Source organism: Martinezella multihospitum (assembly GCF_900094585.1).
Taxonomy (GTDB): Bacteria; Pseudomonadota; Alphaproteobacteria; order Rhizobiales; family Rhizobiaceae; genus Rhizobium; species Rhizobium multihospitium.
In genome coordinates this window covers 44,996-71,179 of record NZ_FMAG01000009.1, presented here as the reverse complement: position 1 = coordinate 71,179, position 26,184 = coordinate 44,996, and the positions used below count along the sequence as shown (strand labels likewise).

General features: G+C 60.7%; 28 protein-coding genes. 16 read left to right on the top strand and 12 right to left on the bottom strand.

All coding sequences use genetic code 11. The annotated features are described in order from the left end of the window. Window positions 1-12: 12 nt before the first annotated feature. A complete protein-coding gene (gene mtaB / locus GA0061103_RS28525) occupies window positions 13-1,287 on the bottom strand; it encodes a tRNA (N(6)-L-threonylcarbamoyladenosine(37)-C(2))-methylthiotransferase MtaB (RefSeq protein ID WP_092717315.1) in 1,275 nt (424 codons plus the stop codon). Continuing rightward, window positions 1,284-2,189 carry a diaminopimelate epimerase gene (gene dapF, locus GA0061103_RS28520; protein WP_092717312.1) on the bottom strand — a complete coding sequence of 302 codons (906 nt, stop codon included), beginning with the start codon at window positions 2,187-2,189 and terminating at the stop codon, window positions 1,284-1,286. The genes mtaB and dapF overlap by 4 nt, the downstream gene beginning before the upstream one ends. A 389-nt stretch (window positions 2,190-2,578) precedes the next feature. Here dapF and GA0061103_RS28515 point away from each other — a divergent pair, with 389 nt between their 5' ends. After that, window positions 2,579-3,022, top strand: coding sequence for an SRPBCC family protein (locus GA0061103_RS28515; protein WP_167376663.1), 444 nt, complete (start codon window positions 2,579-2,581; stop codon window positions 3,020-3,022). 81 nt (window positions 3,023-3,103) lie between these two features. Here the strand turns inward: GA0061103_RS28515 and GA0061103_RS28510 are convergent, their stop codons facing one another. Both GA0061103_RS28510 and GA0061103_RS28505 read right to left on the bottom strand, forming a co-directional pair. After that, window positions 3,104-4,120, bottom strand: a complete 1,017-nt coding sequence (locus GA0061103_RS28510) for an MBL fold metallo-hydrolase (RefSeq protein ID WP_092717307.1) — start codon at window positions 4,118-4,120, stop codon at window positions 3,104-3,106. After that, window positions 4,117-5,106 (bottom strand): hypothetical protein, encoded by a 990-nt coding sequence (locus GA0061103_RS28505; RefSeq protein ID WP_092717304.1) that lies wholly within the window; start codon window positions 5,104-5,106, stop codon window positions 4,117-4,119. The genes GA0061103_RS28510 and GA0061103_RS28505 overlap by 4 nt, the downstream gene beginning before the upstream one ends. Window positions 5,107-5,483: 377 nt before the next feature. On the opposite strand from GA0061103_RS28505, the gene ffh reads away from it, so the two are divergent. The 9 genes from ffh to leuC all read left to right on the top strand — a co-directional run bounded on the left by ffh (window position 5,484) and on the right by leuC (window position 13,753). Then, entirely contained in the window at window positions 5,484-7,064 is a 1,581-nt protein-coding gene (gene ffh / locus GA0061103_RS28500; RefSeq protein WP_092717301.1) for a signal recognition particle protein, read from the top strand. Window positions 7,065-7,082: 18 nt separating this feature from the next. Next, window positions 7,083-7,385 carry a chorismate mutase gene (locus tag GA0061103_RS28495; RefSeq protein WP_092717298.1) on the top strand — a complete coding sequence of 101 codons (303 nt, stop codon included), beginning with the start codon at window positions 7,083-7,085 and terminating at the stop codon, window positions 7,383-7,385. 127 nt (window positions 7,386-7,512) lie between these two features. Continuing rightward, a complete protein-coding gene (rpsP, locus tag GA0061103_RS28490) occupies window positions 7,513-7,875 on the top strand; it encodes a 30S ribosomal protein S16 (RefSeq protein ID WP_092717295.1) in 363 nt (120 codons plus the stop codon). 166 nt (window positions 7,876-8,041) lie between these two features. Then, window positions 8,042-8,626 carry a ribosome maturation factor RimM gene (gene rimM / locus GA0061103_RS28485; RefSeq protein WP_092717887.1) on the top strand — a complete coding sequence of 195 codons (585 nt, stop codon included), beginning with the start codon at window positions 8,042-8,044 and terminating at the stop codon, window positions 8,624-8,626. A gap of 24 nt (window positions 8,627-8,650) precedes the next feature. Beyond that, a complete protein-coding gene (gene trmD / locus GA0061103_RS28480; protein WP_092717292.1) occupies window positions 8,651-9,343 on the top strand; it encodes a tRNA (guanosine(37)-N1)-methyltransferase TrmD in 693 nt (230 codons plus the stop codon). A gap of 271 nt (window positions 9,344-9,614) precedes the next feature. Continuing rightward, window positions 9,615-10,157, top strand: coding sequence for a 50S ribosomal protein L19 (gene rplS, locus GA0061103_RS28475; RefSeq protein WP_092717289.1), 543 nt, complete (start codon window positions 9,615-9,617; stop codon window positions 10,155-10,157). 208 nt (window positions 10,158-10,365) lie between these two features. Beyond that, entirely contained in the window at window positions 10,366-11,163 is a 798-nt protein-coding gene (locus GA0061103_RS28470) for a transporter substrate-binding domain-containing protein (RefSeq protein ID WP_092717286.1), read from the top strand. Window positions 11,164-11,197: 34 nt separating this feature from the next. Next, window positions 11,198-12,076: an amino acid ABC transporter permease gene (locus GA0061103_RS28465; protein ID WP_092717283.1), complete on the top strand. Its 879-nt coding sequence runs from the start codon at window positions 11,198-11,200 to the stop codon at window positions 12,074-12,076. A gap of 267 nt (window positions 12,077-12,343) precedes the next feature. Beyond that, window positions 12,344-13,753: a 3-isopropylmalate dehydratase large subunit gene (gene leuC / locus GA0061103_RS28460; protein ID WP_092717281.1), complete on the top strand. Its 1,410-nt coding sequence runs from the start codon at window positions 12,344-12,346 to the stop codon at window positions 13,751-13,753. Between the two features lie 136 nt (window positions 13,754-13,889). On the opposite strand, the gene GA0061103_RS34850 is transcribed toward leuC, so the two are convergent. Together GA0061103_RS34850 and GA0061103_RS28450 are read right to left on the bottom strand one after the other, a co-directional pair. After that, entirely contained in the window at window positions 13,890-14,642 is a 753-nt protein-coding gene (locus tag GA0061103_RS34850; RefSeq protein WP_141694480.1) for a hypothetical protein, read from the bottom strand. Between the two features lie 49 nt (window positions 14,643-14,691). Next, window positions 14,692-15,588: an EamA family transporter gene (locus GA0061103_RS28450; RefSeq protein ID WP_092717275.1), complete on the bottom strand. Its 897-nt coding sequence runs from the start codon at window positions 15,586-15,588 to the stop codon at window positions 14,692-14,694. 83 nt (window positions 15,589-15,671) lie between these two features. On the opposite strand from GA0061103_RS28450, the gene GA0061103_RS28445 reads away from it, so the two are divergent. Beyond that, window positions 15,672-16,160, top strand: coding sequence for a MarR family winged helix-turn-helix transcriptional regulator (locus GA0061103_RS28445; protein WP_092717273.1), 489 nt, complete (start codon window positions 15,672-15,674; stop codon window positions 16,158-16,160). On the opposite strand, the gene GA0061103_RS28440 is transcribed toward GA0061103_RS28445, so the two are convergent. Beyond that, window positions 16,137-17,063, bottom strand: a complete 927-nt coding sequence (locus GA0061103_RS28440; protein WP_092717885.1) for a LysR family transcriptional regulator — start codon at window positions 17,061-17,063, stop codon at window positions 16,137-16,139. The genes GA0061103_RS28445 and GA0061103_RS28440 overlap by 24 nt on opposite strands. A 139-nt stretch (window positions 17,064-17,202) precedes the next feature. Between GA0061103_RS28440 and GA0061103_RS28435 the strand changes: the two genes are divergently transcribed. Continuing rightward, on the top strand, window positions 17,203-18,642 hold the full coding sequence (locus GA0061103_RS28435; RefSeq protein ID WP_092717270.1) for an MFS transporter: 1,440 nt from the start codon (window positions 17,203-17,205) through the stop codon (window positions 18,640-18,642). A 106-nt stretch (window positions 18,643-18,748) separates the two neighbouring features. Next, entirely contained in the window at window positions 18,749-19,903 is a 1,155-nt protein-coding gene (locus GA0061103_RS28430) for an acyltransferase family protein (RefSeq protein ID WP_092717267.1), read from the top strand. Window positions 19,904-19,976: 73 nt separating this feature from the next. Here GA0061103_RS28430 and GA0061103_RS28425 read toward each other — a convergent pair whose 3' ends face one another. After that, window positions 19,977-20,873 carry a LysR family transcriptional regulator gene (locus GA0061103_RS28425; protein WP_092717265.1) on the bottom strand — a complete coding sequence of 299 codons (897 nt, stop codon included), beginning with the start codon at window positions 20,871-20,873 and terminating at the stop codon, window positions 19,977-19,979. 66 nt (window positions 20,874-20,939) lie between these two features. Between GA0061103_RS28425 and GA0061103_RS28420 the strand changes: the two genes are divergently transcribed. Next, a complete protein-coding gene (locus tag GA0061103_RS28420) occupies window positions 20,940-21,599 on the top strand; it encodes an NADPH-dependent F420 reductase (RefSeq protein WP_280949805.1) in 660 nt (219 codons plus the stop codon). An 83-nt stretch (window positions 21,600-21,682) separates the two neighbouring features. Here GA0061103_RS28420 and GA0061103_RS28415 read toward each other — a convergent pair whose 3' ends face one another. Together GA0061103_RS28415 and GA0061103_RS28410 are read right to left on the bottom strand one after the other, a co-directional pair. Continuing rightward, window positions 21,683-22,513, bottom strand: a complete 831-nt coding sequence (locus GA0061103_RS28415) for an aldo/keto reductase (protein WP_092717262.1) — start codon at window positions 22,511-22,513, stop codon at window positions 21,683-21,685. Window positions 22,514-22,657: 144 nt separating this feature from the next. Next, window positions 22,658-23,206 carry a L,D-transpeptidase family protein gene (locus GA0061103_RS28410; protein WP_092717259.1) on the bottom strand — a complete coding sequence of 183 codons (549 nt, stop codon included), beginning with the start codon at window positions 23,204-23,206 and terminating at the stop codon, window positions 22,658-22,660. A gap of 148 nt (window positions 23,207-23,354) precedes the next feature. Between GA0061103_RS28410 and GA0061103_RS28405 the strand changes: the two genes are divergently transcribed. Both GA0061103_RS28405 and GA0061103_RS28400 read left to right on the top strand, forming a co-directional pair. Beyond that, window positions 23,355-24,038: a response regulator transcription factor gene (locus tag GA0061103_RS28405; protein ID WP_092717256.1), complete on the top strand. Its 684-nt coding sequence runs from the start codon at window positions 23,355-23,357 to the stop codon at window positions 24,036-24,038. 7 nt (window positions 24,039-24,045) lie between these two features. After that, the gene (locus GA0061103_RS28400) at window positions 24,046-24,501 is read left to right on the top strand and encodes a cyclic nucleotide-binding domain-containing protein (protein WP_092717254.1); all 456 of its coding nucleotides are present in this window, start codon (window positions 24,046-24,048) and stop codon (window positions 24,499-24,501) included. A 15-nt stretch (window positions 24,502-24,516) separates the two neighbouring features. Here GA0061103_RS28400 and GA0061103_RS28395 read toward each other — a convergent pair whose 3' ends face one another. Further along, window positions 24,517-25,320 carry an exodeoxyribonuclease III gene (locus GA0061103_RS28395; RefSeq protein ID WP_092717252.1) on the bottom strand — a complete coding sequence of 268 codons (804 nt, stop codon included), beginning with the start codon at window positions 25,318-25,320 and terminating at the stop codon, window positions 24,517-24,519. 194 nt (window positions 25,321-25,514) lie between these two features. Then, window positions 25,515-26,177, bottom strand: coding sequence for an outer-membrane lipoprotein carrier protein LolA (locus tag GA0061103_RS28390; protein WP_092717880.1), 663 nt, complete (start codon window positions 26,175-26,177; stop codon window positions 25,515-25,517). Window positions 26,178-26,184: the final 7 nt, after the last annotated feature.

The following is a 26,184-nucleotide window of genomic DNA, read 5'->3' as shown; positions in this document are numbered from 1 at the left end:
TCCGTTGAAGCATTAGGCCGCGGCGGCGGCCAGAAGTTGCATGTCGAGGTGCTTGCCATTGTGGCCGGTGATTGCGACCTGCACAAGGTCGCGCGGGCGAAGGCCGGGGGCGGCGACAAGCGTGAAGTTTTCCGTATGCGCCAACCCGCCATTCTCCACAAGCAGCCATTGCCGCGTGCCGACCATGTTGTCGAGATGGGTCCGGTGCAATCTCTGCCCGGCTTCGCGCAGGCGGGCGGCGCGGTCCTTGATGAGGCCGCGATCAAGCTGTGGTATGCGGGCGGCCGGCGTGCCGGGGCGCGGGCTGTAAGGAAAGACGTGCAGATGCGCGATGCCGGCTTCCTCGGCCAGGCCGACGGCATTGGCAAACATTTCTTCCGTCTCGGTCGGAAAGCCGGCGATCATGTCGGCGCCGAAACTCGTCTCCGGGCGCAGGCGGCGCACATCCGCGATAAAACTGATGGCATCGGCGCGCGAGTGTCGCCGCTTCATGCGCTTGAGGATCATGTCGTCGCCATGCTGCAGCGACAGATGCAGATGCGGCATGAAACGCGGCTCGTCGGCGATCAGATCCATCAGATGCTGATCGGCCTCGATGCTGTCGATCGAGGAAAGCCGTAGCCTTCGGATCTCGGGGAGCTGCTTCAAAAGCGTCTTGGCGAGCAGGCCGAGCGTCGGGGTTCCCGGCAGATCGGCGCCATAGCTCGTGGCATCGACGCCGGTGAGCACGATCTCGCGATAACCGCTTTCGACCAAGTTACGCGCCTGCTCCACAACGGCGCCCATCGGCACCGAGCGCGAATTGCCGCGGCCATAGGGAATGATGCAGAAGGTGCAACGATGATCGCAGCCGTTCTGCACCTGGATGAAGGCGCGGACATGGCCATCGATATGGCGGATCATCTGCGGTGCCGTCGCACGCACGCTCATGATGTCGTTGACGCGCAGCTTCTCTTCGGCCGAAACGCCGAAATCCGGCAGGGAGCGATAGGAAGCGCTCTTCAGCTTTTCTTCGTTGCCGAGCACGGCATCCACTTCTGCCATTTCGGCAAAGGTCTGCTTCTCGGTCTGCGCCGCGCAGCCCGTCACGATAATGCGGGCATGCGGGTTGTCACGTCGCGCGCGGCGGATCGCCTGCCGCGCCTGGCGCACGGCCTCGCCCGTCACGGCACAGGTATTGACCAGAATGGCATTGTTGAGCCCGGCTTTCTCCGCCTCGGCCCTCATCACTTCGGATTCATAGGTATTGAGACGACAGCCGAAGGTAATGACCTCGACCCCGCTCACCGCGCCTGAGCCCCCTGCTCCGGATCGCGCGAGAAGCTGCCCGTGACCGGATCGACGGTGCCGGACCATTCCCATTCGGCAGGCCCGGTCATGACGACATGGTCGTTGCTCTCAAGCCATTCGATGGTGAGCTTGCCGGGGGCCGGCGCGGAGGCAACCTCGATCGTCACCTTGCGGCCGGTGCGGCCGGTGCGCGCGGCGCTGACGGCGGCGGCACAGGCGGCGGAACCGCAGGCAAGCGTCAGACCGGCGCCACGCTCCCAGGTGCGGGTGCGCACTGTCGTCGGCGACAGCACCTGCGCCAGCGTGATGTTGGCGCGCTCGGGAAACATCGGATGGTTTTCCAGCAGCGGGCCGAAGCGATCGAGATCGAAGGACATCGGGTCCTTGTCCACCCAGAAAATCGCATGCGGATTGCCCATCGACATGGCCGAAGGCGAATGCAGGACGGGATTGTCGATCGGTCCGATCTGCAGCTCGATGCGGCTGGTATCGGCAAATTCCTCGGCAAGCGGGATCTTGTCCCAGTCAAAAACGGGCGTGCCCATATCAACCGAAATCGTGCCGTCCTCATGCTCCCTGGCATTGAGGATGCCGGCAACAGTCTGGAAGGTGAAAACCTTTTTGCCGGTTTCGGCCGCCAGCGCCTGCACGACGCAACGCGTGCCGTTGCCGCAGGCCTGAGCCTTCGTGCCATCGCAGTTCAGGATATCGATCCAGGCATCGGTGCCCTGCAGCTTCGGATCGTGGATCGCCATGATCTGGTCAAACTGGGTGGCCGGGTCGGAATTGAGCGCAATCGCCGCTGCAGGCGTCACCACATCCTTGCGGCCGCGCATGTCGACGACCAGGATCTTGTTGCCAAGCCCGTTCATCCTCGCGAATTCGACCGTATCACTCATGATGTCATGTCCGTCAGTGTTTTCGAGCTGTATATGGCGGAAATGCGGGGGAATTACCAGTGGGGCGTGAAGGGCGATATTATTCAGGATTGAGTGAGCTTTCCCGGGCCGCCTCGATCCTTCGACAGGCTCAGGATGAGGGCGGGGCGAATTGCAAGCCAGATGAGGGAGGTAGCCCTCATGGTGAGGAGGCCTGCAGGGCCGTCTCGAACCACGAGGGCGGGTGGCGCGTCTTCCCATTGTGTCCCCTTATATGATCTCGCGGCAAATCTGACCGTATTGGACTTGACGGAATTCATTTTGAGAAAAAATCATCCATCAATGTCGGATTATCAAAAGCTGCCACGTCCTAGGCTCGTCCACTCCGTCAAACCATAGGGATTATGACCATGCCGAATACCATTCACCTGCATCGCGTTCTGGCCACCAGCCCGGAAAAGGTCTATCGCGCATTCCTGGAGGCCGACGCGCTTGCCAAGTGGCTGCCGCCGAACGGCTTTGCCTGCAGCGTGCATCATTTCGAAGGAAAAGTCGGCGGCACGTTCAAGATGTCGTTCCGCAACTTCACGACGGGCGAGAGCCATTCCTTCGGCGGCGATTTCCGCGAACTCGTTCCCGGCGAGCTGGTGCGCTATACCGACAAGTTCGACGACCCGAACCTGCCGGGCGAAATGGAAGTGACCGTGACCTTGAAGAAGGTTCTCGTCGGAACCGAGGTCAATATCACCCAGGCCGGCATCCCGGACGTCATTCCGCCGGAAGCCTGCTATCTCGGCTGGCAGGAATCGCTGATCAATCTGGCGAAACTGGTTGAGCCTGAGATCAAGCAGTAAGGCTTGCTCGTGCAGCAGATGTCGCCAAAAGCCCTTCTTCCTCCGAGGAGAAGGGCTTTTGCCATGAACGGCCACTAGTCCTCAAACAGCTGGCACATCAAAAACTTCGCCGGCCCTGAGCGGCCGAAAACGATCTGGCTCCACGCCCTCATCCCTCAAGGCCGCATCCAGCGCGTGAACGGGTTCATCGATGCCCTCGTCCGTCAGCTGGAAGGTCGCGAAGTGATGTCCGGCGACATAGGCGGCATTGCAGAGCTTCATGCCCTTCACCGCCTCTTCCGGATTCTGGTGCTGACCCTTCATGAACCAGCGCGGCTCGTAGGCGCCGAACGGCAGGATCGCGAGGCGAAAGCCGCTATGCTTTTCCCGGACGGCTTGATAATTGATGCCGTCGTGAAAGCCGGTGTCGCCGACATGATAGATCTTGCCCGCTGGCGTCGTCAGCACGAATGCCGCCCAAAGCGCCATGCGCCGGTCGCCCATGCCGCGCGCCGACCAGTGGTGACAGGGCTCGACATCGATCGTCACGCCGGCCTTGATGGCGGTGCGATCGCCCCAGTCGACCACGGTGATATTGGCGTCCGGGACGGCGCGTCGGATGATCGCGTCGTTGCCGAGCGGTGTGACGATGTGAGGCCGATGCGCTTCATGCAGGCGCTGGAGCGTTGCGACATCGAGATGGTCGTAGTGATTGTGCGTGACGAGCACGAGATCGATATGCGGCAGGTCCTCGAAGCGGATGCCGGGCGGCACGACGCGCTTCGGCCCGAAGGACTGGAAGGGGCTGACCCGCTCCGACCAGACCGGGTCGGTCAGGATGTTCAGCCCGGCAATCTGCACCAGCATCGAGGCGTGCCCCACCATGGTCACGCGCATCTGCTCGCCGAAAACATGCCGGTCGGGTCTCGCCGGCGGAAAGGCGCTGATGACCGGATTGGGCCAGCGCACCCGTCCGCCACCGAGCTGCCAGCGCAGAAGATCGAATGCATTGCCCGGCGCGACGCCGCCGGGATTGAAGAAGCGCTGACCGTCGAAATGATCTGAGACCGGACCCTGATAATAGGGATTCTTCTTGGCCGAGCCGGATGAGCTGGTCATGGCTTGTCCGCTCCTTGCACACCCGTCGCCTCGCCCACCGGCAAGCCGATCCGGTCGAGCCATTCCGCCACCTCCTGTGCCGTTAGGGTCTGCTCCAGCACGACATTTGCGGGCATGGCGAAAAGCTGCGGCGTGAAGAAGCTCGTATCCCAGAATGCTGTGCCTTCGACCGGAGGCGAAAGCAGGATGACCTGGCGGCCATCGATGCGGGCAATCGTCTCGACGGACGCCTCGCCGGAAATCTCGACAAGGCCCGGCTCGTTCGGCTGCACCGTCTGATAGCGCCACCACGGCTCGTCATTGCCCTCTTCGGCCACGGTCACCGAGCGCGCCATATCGACGATGAACCTGTTGGGCGCACGGCCACCGGGTACCGTCTCGCCGAAGGCTGCCTGGATCAGCGTGAACAGATGAAAGCTGTTGACGATATTGTCGTAGCGCAACCGAAAGCCCTGACGGCTCGGCAGATGCAGCACCAGCAGGGCGTCGCTTCGGCTCAAGAGCACCTGGCGGACCCAGGCAGCACCCGGCGTATAATCCTGCAGCTCGGCAAGCTGCGCCATCAGGGCCTTGTCACCAGCCGCAAGCTTGCGCTGCTCCGGCATGACGGAAAGATGCGACACGGCCGACTGGCTAAGCAGCTGGAAAGCATCGAGCAACTGCCTTTGCCGCAGGCTCAGCTCCTTGCGGCCGACAAAGCCGCGGTGGATCTGCGGCAGCCAGGCCAGATAAAGTTCCCACACGGCCGGACCGCTGCGCTCCACCGCCCCGCCCTTTTCGACGATGGTGCCGAGCATGTTGGCAAGGATCGCAGCACCCGGCGGCGGCAGCCGGGCAAGTTCACGCGCCGCCCGTGCCGCGATCTTCGGCTGCGTCTTGGCACTTGCATAGAAGGCCTGCGCCACGGCGTTGAACCGCGCGTCGACCCGGCCACCGGCATAGTTTCGGCAGGCGGCGAGGAGATCGGTCAGGGCTGCATCATTCATTCGGAACTGTCTCGGGGAATCACTTGACGGCGGGCATCGATACAACAATTGGAAGACGGTGGTACGGTCAAATCGACATCGATATAGCGATATCATCCGTGCATTTCAGGCATTTCGGCCGCCTTGGGTTGACTTTGCCGGCCTTTTCCTGTTTATCGCCCGCAATCTGCGACGAGCACAAGCCTCCGAGCCACCGACCGGGACCCATTTAGGTATAAAGAGATCCCGGAGGTCAACACCCGACAGCGCGATGCGCCCTCGGGTGCTTTTTGGCTTTGCGTCTTGTTTTCGTCATGGAAAAGCACGACGTTTTCGGGCGAGGAACCGCGCATAGTTGCGCAAGATCCAAATCCCAGGCGATCGATAAGGAAGAAACGATGTTTGAAAACCTCCAGGACCGTCTTGGTTCCATTCTGAATGGACTGACTGGCCGCGGCGCGCTTTCGGAAGCCGATGTTTCCGCAGCACTGCGCGAGGTTCGCCGCGCGCTGCTCGAAGCCGACGTGGCGCTGGATGTCGTTCGCTCCTTCACCGATCGCGTCCGCGAAAAGGCTGTCGGCGCCGAGATCCTGAAGTCGATCAAGCCCGGCCAGATGGTCGTCAAGATCGTCCATGACGAGCTGATCGAAATGCTCGGCGGCGAAGGCGTCGGCATCGACCTCAACGCCCCGGCCCCGGTCGTCGTCATGATGGTCGGTCTGCAAGGCTCCGGTAAGACGACGACATCGGCCAAGATCGCCAATCGCCTGACCAGTCGCGACCGCAAGAAGGTCCTGATGGCTTCGCTCGACACGCGCCGTCCGGCAGCGCAGGAGCAGTTGCGTCAGCTCGGCGTGCAGACGGGCATCGACACGCTTCCGATCATCGCGGGCCAGTCGCCGACCGATATTGCCGCACGCGCCGTGCAGGCCGCCAAGCTCGGCGGCCATGACGTCGTCATTCTCGACACCGCCGGCCGTACGCATATCGACGAGCCGCTCATGGTCGAGATGGCGGATATCAAGAAGAAATCCAATCCGCACGAAATCCTGCTGGTCGCCGACAGCCTGACCGGTCAGGACGCTGTCAACCTCGCCCGCAATTTCGACGAGCGCGTCGGGATCACCGGCCTCGTGCTGACCCGCATGGACGGCGACGGCCGTGGTGGTGCGGCTCTTTCGATGCGCGCCGTGACCGGCAAGCCGATCAAGCTGATCGGCGTCGGCGAAAAGATGGGCGAGCTGGAAGAATTCCATCCCCGCCGTATCGCCGACCGCATCCTCGGCATGGGCGACATCGTCTCGCTGGTTGAGAAGGCGGCTGAGAATATCGACGCCGAAAAGGCGGCCGCCATGGCCGCCAAGATGGCCAAGGGCAAGTTCGATCTCAACGATCTCGCCAATCAGCTCGGCCAGATGCAGAAAATGGGCGGCATGGGCGGCATCATGGGCATGATGCCCGGCATGTCCGGCATGAAGGACAAGATGGCCGCTGCCGGCCTCAACGACAAGCTTTTCGGTCGCCAGCTCGCCATCATCTCCTCGATGACCAAGGCCGAGCGCGCCAATCCTGACATCCTGAAGCATTCCCGCAAGAAGCGCATCGCCGCCGGCTCCGGCACCGACGCCTCCGACATCAACAAGCTTCTGAAGATGCACCGCCAGATGGCGGACATGATGAAGATGATGGGCGGCAAGGGCAAAGGCGGCATGATGAAGCAGCTGATGGGCGGCCTTGCCGGCAAGATGGGTCTCGGCGGCGGTATGGGCGGCATGCCCGACCTGTCGAACATGGACCCCAAGCAGCTCGAAGCCCTGCAGAAGCAGGCCGAAGCCGCCGGCCTCGGCCGTCCCGGCAGTATGCCGGGCCTCGGTGGCGGTGGTGGATTGCCCGGTGGTTTGCCGGGTCTCGGCGGCGCCAAGCTGCCAGGCCTCGGCGGTGGTTTCCCGGGGCTTCCCGGTTTGCCGAAGAAGAAGTGAGAAGGATCGTTGACCCCCATGATTGATCCAGACGTAAAGGCCCAATTGGGCAACTACCGCCAGTCGATCGACAATATCGATGCCGCACTGGTGCATATGCTGGCCGAACGCTTCCGCTGCACGAAGGAAGTGGGCGTGCTGAAAGCCAAATACGACCTGCCGCCGGCCGACCCGGCGCGCGAAGAATTTCAGATCGAGCGCCTGCGCCGCCTGGCAAAGGACGCCAATCTGGACCCGGATTTCGCCGAGAAGTTCCTGAACTTCGTCATCAAGGAAGTCATCCGGCATCATGAACAGATCGCTGCGGATTTCAAAGGGTAACCCCCTGGCCGCATGATCCCGAGGGACGCAGGACGTTTTCGACGGGGATCATGCGGTACGAAAAAAGCAGCGCGACGTAACCATACCGCACAACGAAGCGGTCAAGAAAAGCCTAAGGAGAATTAACATGGCACTGAAAATTCGTCTCGCCCGCGGTGGCTCCAAGAAGCGCCCGTACTACCACGTTGTCGTAGCCGACGCTCGCTCGCCGCGCGACGGCCGTTTCCTGGAGACCCTCGGCTCCTGGAACCCGATGCTTGCCAAGGACGACGCCAAGCGCGTTGAACTCAAGGCCGAGCGCATCAAGCATTGGCTCGACCACGGCGCTCAGCCGACCGACCGCGTTCTGCGCTTCCTCGCCGAAGCTGGCATTGCTACCCGCGACGCCAAGAACAACCCGGAAAAGGCAAAGCCGGGCAAGCGCGCTCAGGAACGCGCTGCTGAAAAGGCGCAGAAGGCTGCTGACGCCGCTGCTGCTGCTTCTGAATAATCGGTCCTTGTGACTGTCAAAAACGGGCGGCATGGCAACATGTCGCCCGTTTTTTGTTTCCCATCGGCTAGCGTTCAGCCTATGAGAGAGCACAACGACAGCACCGCGCGTCAGAAGTGACGTGCAAAGGTCGCTGCAGCGGATCCCGGCAATCGGCGAAGAGACCATGACGAAACTGCAAAATCCGGTATTGATGGCCACTATCGGCGCCGCACAGGGCTTGCGAGGCGAAGTGCGTGCCCGCGCCTATACGTCCGATCCGACCGCGCTCGGCGATTACGGCCACCTGCACAGCATGGATGGCCGCAGCTTCGAAGTCCTGGAAATCCGCGAGGCCAAGAACGTTGTCATCGTGCGCTTCCGCGGCGTCAACGACCGCAAGGCCGCCGAGGCATTGAACGGGCTGGAACTCTACATCGAGCGCGACAATCTGCCGGATGACGAACTGGACGACGACGAATTCTTCTACACCGATCTCGAAGGGCTGGAAGCCGTTGACGACCAGGGTGTCGGCTACGGCACGGTCAGCGGCATCTATGATTTTGGCGCCGGCGATCTACTGGAGCTGAAGGGGCCGGGCAAGCGCCCCGTGCTGATCCCCTTTTCCGAAGCCGCCGTGCTCGAAATCGACCTCGAGGGCGGCAAGATTTTAATCGACCCGAGGGCCGCCGGCCTGATCAACAACCCCGACGATCTTATCGGCAAGCCGGAAAAGCCTGAGAAGCCGCAGGACAAGCCGAAGAAGAAGTGATCCTCATTGGGAAGTGACCACACCATGAGTTTCCGGGCGACCATATTGACGCTCTATCCCGAGATGTTTCCCGGCCATCTCGGCACGTCGCTCGCCGGCAAGGCGATGGAGCGCGGACAATGGTCGCTCGACACCGTGCAGATCCGTGATTTCGCCACCGACAAGCACCGTACCGTTGACGACACGCCCGCCGGCGGCGGCGCCGGCATGGTGCTGAAGCCGGATGTGCTCGCCCGCGCCATCGATAAAGCCAGTGAGAACGACAACCGCCCGCGCCTGCTGATGAGCCCACGCGGCAAGCCGCTGACGCAGAAGCGCGTGCGCGAACTGGCCGATGGTGAGGGCGTCATCATCGTCTGCGGCCGCTTCGAAGGCGTCGACCAGCGTGTCATCGAGGGACGTGGCCTCGAGGAAGTCTCGATCGGCGACTATATCCTCTCGGGCGGCGAGCCGGCCGCACTGATCCTGCTCGACGCCATTATCCGCATCCTGCCCGGCGTCATGGGCAACGACCTCTCCGGCCTGCACGAAAGCTTCGAAGGCGGCCTGCTGGAACATCCACACTATACCCGCCCGCAGATCTGGGAGGGCCGCGAGATCCCGGCCATCCTCACCTCGGGCAACCACGCGGCAATCGGCAAATGGCAGAGGGAGAAGGCCGAAGAGCTGACGCGCGAGCGCCGGCCGGATCTTCTGCCAAACCCATCAGCGAAATAGCTTCAAACCGGCCGCCGGATCAAAAACTGCTCCCAGGGCACCCCAATCCGCAACAAAGGCCACTTAAATCCACCGCCAAGGGGTGACAAACGCGTGACAATAGGGTATGTGCGCGCCCGGCATGGGAAATTTCCCATCAACCACCAAAGAAAAGCAGACGCATTCGCCCCTGCCTTCACCGGCATATATCCGAGGCGAGACCTTGAAGGTCCGACCAGGGATAGATCGATAAGGGCGCTCTGGCTGTTGAAGCAACAACGAGGTTGATACTATGAACATCATTCAGCAGTTGGAAGCCGAACAGGCTGCCAAGATCGAAGCCAAGCGCACCCTTCCCGAATTTTCCGCTGGCGACACCGTCCGCGTCAACGTGAAGGTCACGGAAGGCAACCGTACCCGCGTTCAGGCCTATGAAGGCGTTTGCATCGCTCGCTCCGGCGGCGGTCTGCAGGAAAACTTCACGGTTCGCAAGATTTCCTATGGCGAAGGCGTCGAGCGCGTATTCCCGGTTTACTCGCCGATGATCGAAAGCGTCGAAGTCGTTCGCCGCGGTAAGGTCCGTCGCGCCAAGCTCTACTACCTGCGCGACCTGCGCGGTAAGGCTGCCCGTATCGTCGAGAACACCGGCACCCGCGCCCGCAAGCTCAACGATGCCGAGCGTCAGGCTCTGGCCGAAGAAAAGGCACGCATCGAAGCCGAGAAGGTTGCAGCCGCACAGGCTCTCGCAGCCGAAAAGGCAGCAGCCGAAGCCGCCGAAGCAAAGGCAGCCGCCGATGCTGCTGCAGCCGCTGCAGCCGAGCCGGCAGCAGAATAAGTCTCGATCCACTTGGGATCGTAAAGCTTGAAGGCGACCCTCGGGTCGCCTTTTTGCTGTCTGGCTTAGCCCTGACGGAAAGAATTTTCTCCGCCAACTACCCTCTTAGAGTTGCTTTTCTATTTTTATGATCGCCGCCGTGGCAACAGCCTTGCCATTGGCTTTCCAAATATGACACTTTCGCGCCACGCTAATCGGGGAAATTTCCATGGCATTCCGTCGCTCGTTTCTTCTGGGCCTCAGCGCCCTCGTGCTTGCACCCTTTGCTTCTTTCGCCGCCGACCTGCCTGATCTCAAAGGTAAGACCGTCATCGTCGTCACCGAGAATGCCTATCCGCCGCTGCAGTTCATCGACCCAAAGACGAACAAGGCGATCGGCTGGGAATATGACGCGATGAACGAGATCGCCAAGCGTCTGAACTTCAAGGTCGAATATCAAAACACCAGCTGGGATGCGATGATCCAGGCCGTTTCCGAAGGCCAGTACAACATCGGCATGACGGGCATCACCATCAAGGACGATCGCAAGCAGAAGGTCGATTTCTCCGACCCCTACATGCGCTCCGAGCAATTCATGCTCGTGCGCGGTGACGAAAAGCGCTTCACCGACGCCAAGAGCTTCGCCGCCGTGAAGGACGCTCTGATCGGCGCACAGCCGGGCACGACCCCCTTCTACACCGCCGTCTATTCGGTACTCGATGGCAACGAGCAGAACCCGCGCATCAAGACCTTCGAAACCTTCGGCGCCACCGTTCAGGCCCTGAAGACCGGCGACGTCGATACGGTGCTGACCGACGGCACGGCCGGCAAGGGCTATGTCGATGCCTCCAACGGCGGCCTGAAGCTGGTCGGCGGCCCGCTCGGCACCGAGGATTTCGGCTTCATCTTTCAGAAGGGCTCCGATCTCGTCACCCCGATCAATGCCGCCATCGCCAGCCTCAAGGCCGACGGCACGCTCGAGGCGCTGAACAAGAAGTGGTTCCTCGACTATAAGATGGGCCAATGAACTCTGAAGATCGATATATGGGAAGCCCGCTCTGATGGCACTGCTTGCAGGCCCGGGCGGGCACCGCGGCAAGGAAGACTTTCCCTGGTGGTTAGTCGCCCTCGCCATCCTCGGCATCGCCGCCTCATTCGCGATTGCGGCGAACGGCCTCTATGCCCAGATTTTCTCTCTTCTGCTGAACGGCATCGGCGTCACGGTCTTCGTGACGCTGGTGGCGTTTACGCTCGCGATGCTGCTCGGCCTTGCGCTGGCGCTGCTCGGTCTGTCGGACTTCCTCGTGCTGCGGCAGGCGGCGCGCCTCTATATCGAGATCGTGCGCGGTATCCCGATACTGGTGTTGCTCGCCTATATTGCTTTCGTCGGCACGCCGGCCTTCGTCGCCGCCTATAATTTCATCGTTTCGCCGCTGATTTCCGCCGGCTGGACCAGCCCGCTCATCACCCGCGACGTGCCCTTCGTCTGGCGCACGATCATCGCGCTGACGATCGCCTATTCGTCCTTCATCGCCGAAATCTTCCGCGCCGGCATCCAGGCGGTCGACCAGGGCCAGATCGAAGCGGCCAAGGCGCTGGGTCTCAGCCGCTTCCAGCGCTTCCGCCTCGTTGTCTTTCCGCAGGCAATCCGTGTCATCCTGCCGCCGCTGTCGAACGATTTCATCGCCATGGTCAAGGACAGTTCGCTGGTATCGGTCCTCGGGGTTGCCGATATCAGCCAGCTCGCCAAGCTCTACTACTCGGCCAATTTCCGCTATTTCGAAACCCTGTCGATCCTCGCCTTCATCTATCTGTTGCTGACGATCGGCCTGTCGCTGTTGCTCAGGCAACTCGAATCCTGGATGCGCCGGCGTTCGGGCAGCGATCGCTCCGCCTTCCCCCGCATGGCGGCGGGCCAGCCACCGGGGGCGCAGGTATAATGCCAAAGCCGGCCGTACCGATACAGCCTATCGTCGCCATTGCCGAAGGTTTTGAAAATTGATATGAGCATGGCCATGAGTAAGATCATGAGCAAAGACGGACGTTACGTCACGGCTTTCGTGCTGCAGGACCACAAGCGCCTGCCGGCACGTTTCTTTGCGATGATTTCGGGCGCGCTCAACAGCCGACTTCGCTGATCACACCCGAGGCCGGCGGTCCTGATCCGTCACCCCCATCTTCGACAATGCCAATATGGATCTGTAGCCATGAGCGCTCCACGCACACTGTACGACAAAATCTGGGACGACCATCTGGTCGACGCACAGGATGACGGCACCTGTCTTCTCTATATCGACCGCCACCTCGTGCACGAGGTGACGTCACCGCAGGCATTCGAAGGCCTGCGCATGACCGGTCGCAAGGTTCACGCCCCGCAGAAGACGCTGGCTGTCGTCGACCACAACGTGCCGACCTCGCCCGATCGCCACCTCGGCATCAAGAACGAGGAAAGCCGCATCCAGGTCGAGCAGCTCGCCAAGAATGCCGCCGAATTCGGTGTTGAATACTACTCCGAAAACGACAAGCGTCAGGGCATCGTTCACATCATCGGCCCCGAGCAGGGCTTCACGCTGCCCGGCATGACCATCGTCTGCGGCGACAGCCACACTTCGACGCACGGCGCCTTCGGCTCGCTGGCGCATGGCATCGGCACCTCCGAGGTCGAGCATGTGCTCGCCACGCAGACGCTGATCCAGAAGAAGGCGAAGAACATGCTGGTGCAGGTCGACGGCCAGCTGCCGCCGGGCGTCACCGCCAAGGACATCATCCTTGCCATCATCGGCGAGATCGGCACCGCAGGCGGCACCGGCTACGTCATCGAATATGCCGGCGAAGCCATCCGCTCGCTGTCGATGGAAGGCCGCATGACCATCTGCAACATGTCGATCGAAGGCGGCGCCCGCGCCGGCCTGATCGCTCCGGATGAGATCACCTTCGAATACATCAAGGGCAAGCCGCGCGCGCCGAAGGGCGAGGCGCTGGAGCAGGCGATTGCCTACTGGAAGACGCTGCAGTCCGACGAAGGCGCGCATTACGACCGCATCGTCAAGCTCGATGCCGCAAGCCTGCCGCCGATCGTCTCCTGGGGCTCCTCGCCGGAAGACGTCATCTCCGTTCAGGGCGTCGTTCCGAACCCGGATGAAATCCAGGACGAGACCAAGCGTACCTCCAAGTGGCGCGCCCTCGACTATATGGGCCTGAAGCCTGGCACGCCGATGACCGAGATCAATGTCGATCGTGTCTTCATCGGCTCCTGCACCAACGGCCGTATCGAAGACCTGCGCGCCGTTGCCAAGGTCGTCGAAGGCAAGACCGTGGCTGCGACTGTGGACGCCATGATCGTTCCGGGCTCCGGCCTCGTGAAGGAACAGGCGGAAGCCGAAGGCCTCGACAAGATCTTCAAGGCTGCCGGTTTCGATTGGCGCGAGCCTGGCTGTTCGATGTGCCTTGCCATGAACGACGACCGCCTGAAGCCAGGCGAGCGCTGCGCGTCAACCTCGAACCGCAACTTCGAAGGCCGTCAGGGCTTCAAGGGCCGTACGCATCTGGTCTCGCCGGCCATGGCCGCCGCCGCCGCGATCGCCGGCCACTTCGTCGATATCCGCGAGTGGAACTGATCCGCTCGACGGCATGAATGACAAAGGGCGGCCAATGGCCGCCCTAACTCAATTGCGGAATATCTTATCTGTCGCGAAACTTCGAGTTTTTGCGACAAAAATTACAAGAGCATTTTTATCGCGATAAGTTCGGATTTTAGCGACCTTTGAGGGAAGCATGATCCCAAAAAGCCTGTGCCGCGAACAGCATTTCGCCATGCAGCGCTTGATACCGTTTCTCTGTTTCCGATGAGAACGCTGGCTTCCCCTCTTCGTCACGCTGAACAGAGTCCCCCAAAGCATCGGCCATATCGGAATAGAAATAAGACATATCGCCATAAGGGCGTTTGCAATCCATAAGCTCGACGTAGCCGTAATAGGCTCGGATATTCATGCTCTTGATGAGCGACAGATGTTCTTCTGTAACGGTGAAAATGAAGCTGGCTTCTGTCGGCACCTTGATGCTTGCGTCTCCCCATTCATTGAGCTGAAGTTCTCCATTTTCAGCGACAGCAGCATGATAATTGTCGATTTTATATGGCCCTGGACCAAGCTCATAGGTTTCGAAGAAACGCCGAGCTGTATCGGCCAATCTTTCCGCCAATACCTCCCACTTATCTGGGCGGTCGGCAGCTATGTCCGGGCAGAGAGCAAGAAGTTTTAAGAGGATAGCGCCGTTGGCTTCATCGTCATTAACTGCGCCGAGAAGATATATCCCACCAGCTTCCGATGGGTTCCAATATGGGTGCATTGATGTTCGCAAGACCTCGATCATATCGGTATTTGCCATGATGCCCTTCATATCTCTTAGCAGCGGATATTCGCAAAATCCGAATTGGAGCGACGGCTTTGCGACTAAACTTAACCAAGTCGTGAAATCAGCGTCTGCGTGATAGACAACCTGAGACATATGTCACAAGGAATCCGCGACCAGTATCCATCTGGATTCCACACCGCACTCAAGATGGAGTGGCCTTACTTACGGATTGTACGAGAGTTTGAGCCGCCAAGCCCCGCTGCGCCCGCTGGCTGAGCCAGACGCTGCCGAGCACGATGACGATGCCAAAGATCTGCATCGGGCTCAGCTGTTGGCCGAGCACTACCCATCCGAGGAGCACCGCCATGGTCGGGCTGAGAAAGCCAAGCGGCGAGACCACCGAAGGCTCGAGCCGCGAGAGACCACGGAACCAGAGAATATAGGTGAGCGCCGCGCCGATCAGCCCGAGATAGGTGAAGCCGAGAATGTTGGCGCCAGTCAGGTGCGGCAGCGGCGCCTCGAGCCACAGCGCGGCGGGCAATAGCAGCAGGCCGCCCGCCGTCAGCTGCCATGCCGTAAAGGTCAACGGCGAGACATCCGGACGCCAACGGCGGCTGAGCACGGTTCCGCCGGCCATCGAAAAGGCACCGGCAATACCGGCGACGATGCCGATCGAATCGAGCGTCGCATTCGGCGTCAAGATCAGCAGCGCGACGCCGCCGATACCGGCAATGGCAGCGACAATGGAGAGGCTGCGGATTGGCGAGCCTAGCAGCAACCGCGCCAGCACGATGACGATCAGCGGCTGGACCGCCCCGACGGTCGCCGCCACCCCACCGGGCAGCCGATAGGCCGAAATGAACAGCAGCCACCAGAAGATGGAGAAGTTCAGCGCGCCGAGCACCAGCGACTTCAGCCACCAGATCCCCTGCGGCAGCCTTCGAACGATCACAAGCAATAGCAGCCCGGCTGGCAGGGCGCGCAGCATGGCGACTGTTAGAGGATATCCGGCCGGCAAAAGCTCAGTCGTCACCAGATAGGTGCTGCCCCAGATCGCCGGTGCGATGGCTGTCAGCAGCAGGTCGAAATTGCGGTTCATGATCTTGGCCCCAGAATTTATCTTGACCTCAAGATAATACGAAATGTCTTGACGTCAAGATAAATCCATGGCGATGTCCAGACATGGATCGTATCGACAAAATTCTTGAGCAATGGCGCCGTGAGCGGCCGGATCTCGACACCACGGCCATGGGCCTCTTCGGGCGCATGCGCAATCTTACGCTCCACCTCTCGCGCGAAATGGAGAAGACCTTCGGCCGCTTCAACCTGAACTCGGCGAACTTCGACATGCTGGCGACGCTGCGCCGCTCCGGCGAGCCCTACACCCTCTCTCCCGGCGACCTGATGGATACGATGATGGTGTCATCGGGCACGATGACCAACCGCATCGACCAGCTGGAAAAGGCCGGCCTCGTCGCCCGCACCCAGAATCCCGAGGACGGCCGCAGCTTCCTGATATCACTGACGCCGAAGGGTTTCGACCTGATCGACGCAGCGGTGACGGCGCATGTCGAAACGCAGAGGCGTTTGATCTCGACCCTCTCGGAAGGCGAACGAAAAGCCCTTGACCGCCTGCTACGCAATTATTTAGCCGACTTTGAATCTCACTGATTGCTCCGAACGCAATTCGGCGCAGACATTGCGAATGCAGCCCCGCAGCCAGCGATGCGCCGGATCGGCATCCATGCGTGGGTGCCAAAGCAGCGAGATCATCACATCCGATGTCGGCACCGGCAACGCGAAACTGTGCATGTCGACCCGCAGATTGCCGGTATATCGCTCGGGCACGCTGACGATCAGGTCGGAGGCGCGCGCCAGAGCCAGCGCCGCCGAAAAGCTGCCGACGATCACAGCAATCTGCCGCTCCAGCCCCAATTCCTCCAACGCCACGTCGATCTGCCCTTTCTGCAAGCCACGCCGCGAGACGAGGATATGCTGGCCGGCAGCGTAACGCTCCGGCGTTATCACGCTCTCCCTGAGAGGATGGCCATTGCGCACCACGCCGATGAAGCGGTCGCGAAACAGCGGCTGCGTTCGCAATTCCGGGCCGGTATCGTCGCCCACAACACCGGTCTCCATATCGATCGTGCCGTCCCTGAGCAGCGTGCTGTCCTTGTCCAGCTTCTGCGTAAAATAGAGCCGCACGCCGGGCGCCTGCTCAGCGATGCGCGCGATCAACTCCGGCCCAAAATTTTCGACGAAGCCCTCGCGGGTGCGGATCGTGAAGGTCCGACCAAGCTGTTTCAGATCCAGCGTTTCGGCGGGCCGCAGGGCGGCCTCCGCCTCTTCGACAAGCGGGCCAACACGCTCGCGCAGTTCCAATGCCCGCGGCGTCGGCACGAGACCGCGCCCCGCCCTGACCAAAAGAGGATCGCCGGTTGTCTCGCGCAAGCGGGCGAGCGCCCGGCTCATGGCGGAGGGGCTTAGCCGCAAGCGCCGCGCCGCACGGGCGACGCTGCCTTCCGAGAGAAGCGCATTGAGGGTGACGAGCAGATTGAGATCGGGTGTGGACATGCCGGCGAACATAGCATGATTTCGCCGATATATAGCGTCATATGCACGAATGAAGTGCAAACGCTGCGCATTCCGCCACACATGCCAAAGAGCTACCTTTTCGCCGGGACTTTTTAATACGTCGCCAGAATTGGAGCTCATGTTGAAGCCGATCACTGAAAAACCGGACAAGACCGCATCCTCGGTCCGCTGGGCGCTTGCCAGCCTTTCTCTTTCCATGCTGATGCCTTCGCTCGATACCAGCATCGCCAATGTCGGCCTGCCGACACTCTCCGAGGCGTTCGGCGCCTCATTCCAGCAGGTGCAGTGGATCGTGCTTGCCTATCTGCTTGCCAGCACCACGCTAATCGTCAGCGTCGGCAAGCTCGGCGACATCGTCGGACGGCGGCGACTGCTGTTGACCGGAATAGCGCTGTTCACCCTCGCCTCGCTGTTCTGCGGGATCGCGCCGACATTGTGGCTGCTGATCGCGGCACGCGCCCTACAGGGCCTCGGCGCCGCCATGATGATGGCGCTGACGGTGGCGATGGTCGGCGAAACCGTGCCGAAGGAGCGGACAGGCAGCGCCATGGGCCTGCTCGGCACCATGTCCGCGATCGGCACCACGCTCGGCCCCTCGCTCGGCGGACTGCTGATCGCCTGGTACGGCTGGGAGACCATCTTCCTGGTCAACATACCATTGGGGATTGCGAACTTCCTGCTCGCCGCCCGCTTCCTGCCGGCAGATCGTCGGGACCGCAAGACGAGCAAGGGGCGACTGGATACGATCGGCACTTTGCTGCTCGCCCTGACGCTGGCCGCCTACGCACTGGCGATGACCCTTGGGCACGGCAGCTTCGGCGCGGTGAATATCGGCCTGCTGCTGGCGGCCGCGTTCGGCATCGCTCTCTTTGCGGTCACCGAAACGAAAGTGGAGTCGCCGCTGTTACGCCTTTCGATGTTCCGCGATGCGTCGCTGAGCGTGGGGCTTGCCATGAGCACCCTGGTTTCCACTGTTATCATGACGACGCTGGTGGTCGGGCCTTTCTATCTCTCCCGGGCGCTGAGCTTCGATGCCGCCCATGTCGGTGCCATCATGTCCGCCGGCCCACTGGTCTCCGCACTGACGGGCGTGCCCGCCGGCCGCATCGTCGACCGCTTCGGCGCCCACCGCATGACCATGATCGGTCTTGTCGGCATGGTTGTCGGTCTATCCTTGATGGCTCTGCTGCAAGGCAGGTTCGGCGCTGCCGGCTATATCGGACCGCTCGTCATTGTCACCTCGAACTATGCGATGTTTCAGGCGTCCAACAACACGACGATCATGAGCAACATCACGCCGGAGCGGCGCGGCGTCATATCAGGCATGCTGAGCCTGTCGCGGAACCTGGGCCTTATAACAGGCGCATCCGCCATGGGCGCCGTCTTCACGCTAGGGTCGGGAACAACTGACATCACCACGGCGCGTCCGGAAGCGATTGCAACGGGCATGCAGATCACCTTCGCAGTCGGCGCCCTGCTCATCGTCGCGACACTGGCCATCGCCATCACCAGCATGGCCCATGCAAGACGAATCGTCCTGTCGCCTAAGGAATTGTAGGATGCTTAACCGTATCTTCTGACGCTTCCCCGGCAGTGCGTAGAATATTAACCGACGTCAATTGTCATAAGCGCCGGGAATAATATTCAGGGTTGAGTTTCCGCAAATGCTCCTCGGAGAGGACAAGGTACCCAAGACGGCGCCTACCAAACTGACGCCATTGGAAGCGATGCGCGGCATCGCCTCCATAATCGTGATGTTTCACCACTTTTGCCTGGCCTTTCTGCCTTGGATCAAGGAGCCCTTTCCCAAGGGTTTGGCTGCGACGCCATTCGCCTGGCTTATGCGCGGCGAATCCGCGGTCACCTTCTTCTTCGTGCTATCCGGATTCGTTCTGGCTTTGAAATTCTATCGACGACCCGACTACAAGACGTTGCTGGCATCTACTTTGAAGCGGCTTCCGAGATTGATGGGGCCGGCCGCCATCTCGATCGGCTTCGGCTTTCTGATCTTATTTTTTCATCTCAACTATAACGCGGAAGCCGCCCTGATAACGGGATCGGATTGGCTCAGGACATTCGGCGACGCTCCTTTGCCGCCAGGCTTCACGCCGACACCGGCATCGGCAATCAGGCAATCCCTGCTCGTTTTCCTGCTGCCGGATCAATTCTGGTACAATTCCAATCTGTGGACGATGAGATTCGAATATTACGGCAGTCTCCTGGTCTTTCTGCTCTGCGCCCTGACCATGCGTGCATCGTCGATCGTGCAGCTTCTATCGATGATCGTTTCGGCCTACCTGCTATGGACCTACGTCCATCCTTTCCTGCCGTTTATCGCCGGAGCCTATCTGGCGTTTCTGGTTACCTGGAGCGGGCCGCGGGCCATCAATAACATCTGGATTGCAGCCTTTATCAGCCTCGTTTCGATCCTCCTGCTGTGCTCGCTGGATCAGCATCTGAAGGTTGCCGGATCCATCGGCCTATTGGTCAGCCTCATTTTTTGTCCCAAACTCGCGCGCCCATTGTCCGGCAAGCTCGGCCGGCTGTTGGGTCGCTTCTCCCTCCCCCTATACCTCGCCCATTTCCTGGTGATCGCATCGGCATCATCTTTCGGCTTCACCACCATATACGACTGGTCCGGCTCCTACGCATGGGCCGCCGTGATCGCGGGGATCATCACCATCCTCGTGAGCCTAGTTGCCGCAACTCCGCTGCTGCTTTTCGACGAGTGGTGGGTTGCAACGGTGAATACCGTGGCCGCGACATTGAGCAAGAGCGTGACGACCACCCGCCGAACGCACACTTTCCAATCGAGTTGAACGCTGAAATGCGCGGCACGCTCGGGAGTGTTGTGCGGCTGGGAGGATCGCTTCGTCGGTCGCCGCCACCCGGTCACACCGATCCGTGGCCGCCGAATTCTGCCGAAACGAAATCGAGAAAGCTGCGAAGCTTCGGGGTGACGCGGCGATCCGGCGCGTAGAGAACATGCAGCTGGCGCGTCGGCACGCTATACCCAGGCAGAAGCGGCACCAGCGCACCTGTTTCCAAACTGGATTGGATGAGCTCGGACGACTGCAGGACGATGCCGAGCCCGGCGACTGCAGCTTTCAGCAGCGCTTCGCCATTGTCGATCATCAGCCGGCCGGAGATCGGAACGCTCACATTCCCCTCCGGCCCCTCGAAATCCCAGTGCGTCCTCAGCATGGTATGCGAAAAGATCAGGCATTCATGATTTCGAAGATCATCCGGCGTGGAGGGGGTGCCGTGGGCGCGCAGATAGCTCGGCGCTGCGCAGACCACCAGGCGATAGGGGCCGAGACGGCGGGCGATCAATCCGCTGTCGGCAAGCTCACCGATGCGAAAGACCGCGTCGTAGCCCTCGTCGATCAGATCTACCATGCGGTTCGAGAGCGACAGATCGATCGAAACCTCCGGATTCGCACTCAGATATTGGGGAAGCATCGGTGCGAGCGCGTGAATACCGAAGGTGACGGGAGCGTTGACCCTCAGCTTGCCACGTGGCACGGCCCGGCTTTCCGCCGCCAGAGCCTCCGCAGCCTCGACCTCGGCCAGAATATTGCGCGAGCGCTCGTAGAACTGACTGCCGACCTCCGTCAGGTGCTGGCGGCGCGTGGTGCGGTTCAGAAGCCGAACGCCGAGATGCTGTTCGAGAAATTGCACATGTTTGCCGACGAGCTGCGGCGACATGTTCAACGCTTCCGCCGCGGCGCTGAACGAGCCGAGCTCGACCGCCCTGACGAAAATGCTCATGCTGGAGAAGCGATCCATTAGAAACAATCCGTTTCAAGTATTGCATCATATAGCTCATTTATCCGGATATGGCGATAATTGTATCTGTTTGTCAGCAACAACAAGGAGCTGACGGACATGAAAATCGCTGTCATTGGTACCGGAAACATGGGCGCGGGACTGGCCCGGCTGCTAGCCGGAGCGAGGTCTGACGTGGTCATCGGTCATCGCGATCCTGCAAAGGCCGCCGCCTTTGCCGCCGAACTGGGCGCGGGCGTCGAAGCAGGCGGGGTTGCCGCCGCCGTCAAGCTTGCCGATATCGTCCTGTTGGCGCTGCCTTACGGCGCTATCGCGGACATGCTGAAGGAAGCCGGAAATCTCAAGGGCAAGGTGCTGATCGACATCAGCAATCCCGTCACCGCAGATTTCCGCGGCCTCGTCGTCGGGCACTCGAGCTCGGCGGCCGAAGAGATCCAGGCGCTTGTGCCCGAGGCGACGGTGGTGAAGGCTTTCAATACGATTTTCGCGCCGCTGCTGCCCGCCGAAGGACGTAACGGCAAGGTACTGCAGGTCTTCATTGCCGGAGACGACGAGAAGGCCAAGAATGCCGTATCCCGCCTCGTCAAATCAATCGGCTTCGAGGCGGTCGATGCGGGTCCGCTCACCAATGCCCGCTTCATCGAGCCGATCGGCGAGATGAACATCCAGTTCGGCTTCTTCCTCGGCAAAGGCCCGACGGTGGCACCGGCCTGGGTTCAGCTCTGAAGACACGCGGCGCACCAGCAAAACGAAAGAGGCTCGGAATCTTTACTCCGAGCCTCTTTGCATAAACGGATGGCAACCTGTGATCAGAAACTCGCCGTCAGCGGATCCGGGCCGATACGGCCACCCGCCGAATCGAGCTTGGCCATGTCAGCCAGGTCGTCGCTGTCGAGCTTGAAATCGAAAACCTTGAGATTTTCCTCGATGCGGCTCGGCGTCACCGATTTCGGGATGACGATCAGGCCGTTGTCGATATGCCAGCGGATGATGACCTGTGCCGGCGTGCGGCCATGCTTGGCGGCGACCTTGCCGATGGCGGCGTTGGTGAGAAGCTTGCCTTGGCCGAGCGGGCTCCAGGATTCCGTCTTGATGCCGAGCTTGTCGTGAACGGCGCGCAGTTCCTTCTGCTGGAAGGTGGGATGCAGCTCGATCTGGTTCAGCACGGGCGTCACGCCAGTCTCGCCGATGATACGTTCGAGATGCGCGGCGGCAAAATTGGAAACGCCGATCGAACGGGCGCGGCCTTCTTCCTTCAGGCGCACGAAAGCCTTCCAGGTGTCGAGATAGCGGTTGCGGTGCGGCGATGGCCAGTGGATCAGGTAGAGGTCGACATAGTCGGTGCCGAGACGCTTCAGGCTTTCGTCGAAGGCTTTCAGCGTGGAATCGAAGCCCTGTGCCTCGTTCCAGAGCTTGGTTGTGAGGTAGATGTCCTTGCGGGCGACGCCGGACTGGCGCATGCCTTCGCCAACGCCATCCTCGTTGGCGTAGATGGCGGCAGTATCGACATGGCGATAGCCGGCTTTCAAAGCCGTGCTGACGGCCATCGGTGCGACATTCTCCGGCGTCTGCCAGACGCCGAGGCCGACCTGCGGAATGGAATTGCCGTCATTGAACGTGATTGTCGGTTGCGTGGTCACGATAAGTCTCCAAAGGATGAGAAGCGGGTGGAGTGAAGGCGTGATTTAAATTCTAAAAGAAAAGGGCCGGACCGGTCCGCATGGATGCACCAGTCTGGATGCCATATAGTGGAGAATGTTGGGATTTTAACCCCGACCGACATTTCAGACAACCCGAACGGTCGTACCTCTTCGCAGCGATGGCAGAATGCGCCTCATGTCGCGAAGGCTGACTGCGACACACCCGGCCGTCGGCTCATATCCCGGCCTGATCAGGTGAAAGAAGATCGCCGAGCCGCGATTGCGCCGGCGCGAGCTCACATTCCAGTCAAGCACTAGGCAGATATCGTAGAGGCCGTCGCCCCGCTGCAATTCCTCGTGGCTCGGCCTGAAAGGAGCCTTCACCAGCCTGTTGTAGTTGGGATCGTCGGGCTGGTCGCACCAAAGCATACCCTTCCGGATCCGCTGCATCGGCAAGGCTGTTTTCAGGGAACGGACCCGATCGCCCCGCGTGAAACCGTAGAGTAGTTTCATATCCGCGATCGGTGTCGCGCCGTCCCCTTCGCGCTTCAATATACTGCGTCCGGACCGGCCGATCGCCGCCGGCACGGTCATGCCTCCCACCTGCACCAGCGCCCGCGTTTTCTTACCCGGCTGAGCACGCACGACGATCGTCGAAGCGCTCCGCCTGGCCTCCGCCCTTGTCTTTTGCATTTTCCTCACATGTTTTTGCTTTGCGCGTGATTTCATTTGAAATCATAGCAGTTTCAACCAAACGACCAAGCCTGAGCCGCGTCGCGACTTGCTAAAAATGCAATTTGGCGTAGGACTTAAGTGGGATTAGAACGAGGACCCGAACGGCATGACCGCACGCACCATTCTCCTGGTGGACGATGACAACGACCTGCGTGAGATGTTGGTCGAGCAATTATCGCTTTACGAGGAATTCAACGTCCTGCAGGAGGCGACCGCCGGAAAGGGCGTGCAAACCGCGCGCACCGTGCCCGTCGATCTCCTGATCATGGATGTCGGCCTGCCCGATATGGACGGTCGCGAGGCCGTGAAGCTGCTGCGCAAGAACGGCTTCAAGGCGCCGATCATCATGCTGACGGGTCACGACACGGACTCCGACACCATCCTCGGCCTCGAAGCCGGCGCCAACGACTATGTGACGAAGCCATTCCGCTTCGCCGTGCTGCTCGCCCGCATCCGCGCGCAACTGCGCCAGCACGAGCAGAGCGAGGATGCGACCTTCACTGTGGGACGCTACCTCTTCAAACCGAGCCAGAAGCTTTTGACCACCGAAGACGGACAGAAGATCCGCCTGACGGAAAAGGAAGCAGCCATCATCCGCTATCTCTATCGCGCCGACCAGAAGGTCGTGACCCGCGATATCCTTCTCGAAGAGGTCTGGGGCTACAATTCCGGCGTGACCACCCACACGCTCGAAACGCATGTCTACCGCCTTCGCCAGAAGATCGAGCGCGATCCTTCCAACGCCGAAATTCTGGTGACGGAAAACGGCGGCTACAAGATCATTCCATAGGCGATCGATGGCGCTGAACGACGATATCCGACTGCTATCGCAATTGCCGCTGTTTCACGGCATGGGCGATGAGCCGCTGCGGCTGATCGCCTTCGGCGCCGATCGCCGCCATGTGAACGAGGGCCAGACGCTGTTCCGCGAAAAATCGCCGGCCGAATGCGCCTATGTCATCACGCGCGGCAGTTTCGAGCTCAGCACCATCGATGCCGACGGCCAGACGCAGGTGGAAGCGGTGGTCCAGGCCGGCACCATGCTTTCGGAGCTGGCAATGGTGACGCTGGTAGAGCGGAAATATACGGCTGTTGCCGCCGAGGAATCCGACGTGATCCGCATCACGCGCGCCCTCTTCCATCGGCTGATCGAAGAATACCCAGACGCCGGCCTGCTGATCCAGAACCGTATCCGCGAAAACTTCGCCGCCCTTGCCAGGCAAGCGGCCGCAATGCTTGGCCGCTTTTCCTAAAGCAGGCGCTCGCTTTTACAGATCGAAATGCGCCGTCACCGGCACGTGGTCGGACGGACGATCCCAGCCGCGCGCCGCTTTCAGGATCTCGATCCGCCGCAGATGCGGGCCAAGATCGGGGGACGACCAGATGTGGTCGAGGCGGCGGCCGCGATCGGCGGCCTCCCAATCCTTGGCGCGGTAGCTCCACCACGTATAGAGCTTCTCGCTTTCCGGCACCTGCTGCCGCATCAGGTCAAGCCAGGCACCGCGCTTCATCACCTCGATTAGGCCATCGGTCTCGACCGGCGTATGGCTGACGATCTTCAAGAGCTGCTTGTGCGACCAGACGTCATGCTCCAGCGGCGCGATATTGAGATCGCCGACGAGGATCGCCGAGGTGTTCTGCTCGGCATTGGCATGCAGCTTTTTCATCTCTTCGATGAAATCGAGCTTGTGGCCGAACTTCGGATTGATTTCCCGATCCGGCTCGTCGCCGCCGGCCGGGACATAGAAATTGTGCAGGCGGATACGACGGCCGCCACGCTCGAAGATCGCCGAGATATGTCTGCTGTCGCCGACATTGCAGTAATCCTGGCGATGATCCTCGGTCAGCGGGAAACGCGAGGCGATCGCGACGCCATGATAGCCCTTCTGGCCATGAATGATGATATGCTCATAGCCAAGCGCCCTCAGCGGCGCATAAGGGAAAAGCTCGTTCGGAACCTTGGTTTCCTGCAGGCAGAGAATATCGGGCCGGGCCTGCATGACGAATTGCTCGACGATCGGCATGCGCAGCCGCACCGAATTGATGTTCCAGGTCGCAATCGAAAATCCCATGCCCAAACCTTCCCCTTAGAGCAGTTCCAGGAAAAGTGCGCAGCGATTTCGCGTCCGGAATTGCATCAAAACAGACAGATGGAGCGGCTCGGCGATTCCTTTAAACGCTCCAGTCAGGCTAAGGCTTTAGACCGCCTGTGATGGAAAGAAAAGCGCCATTCGGCGCTTCTCCGCTACAAGGGCTGGAACGAGGTTCAGCGCGTGTAGTCGATGCGGAAAACGCTGTCGTCGAAGGCGACGTTCGTCTTCACATTGTTGATGATCACGTCGGTCGTCTTGCCCTGCGGATCGATGACGGTCCATTGGCGCAGATCGTAGGTCTTCGAATCGAAGATCATCGTGATGGTGGAATCGCCGAAGACAGTGCGATTGCCGAGCGTGATCTTGGTCAGATCCGGCTGCGAATCGACGTTACGCACCATGTCGGCGGAAAGGTCGATCTTGTTGGCGAGCAGCAGGCTCAGCGGCGTCTTCGACAGCTGATACATGTTTCTTGTCTGCGTCTGGTCGTTGATGACCTGTACGTTGTTGCCATCGCAGATGACGCGCATGCGCGACGGCAGATCGTAATTGAAGCGCATCTTGCCGGGCCGCTGGATGAAGAATGCACCGCTCATCTGGTCGCCGCGCGGCCCGATCTGCAGGAAGCCGCCCTTCATCGACTTGATAGACGAGAAATGATCGGCAATGGCCTGGGCAATACCGGGATTGAGGGTAGCTGCGGCTGCCTGCGTCTGGGCCTGCGCGAAAGCCGAAATCGGCAGAACGCCTGCCGCGCCAACCGCGACCACGGCGCCGAGAAGGTGCCGGCGGGTCAGGGAAAGTCGGCTGGACGGCTGCGCATCAAACTTTGTCATCGAATTC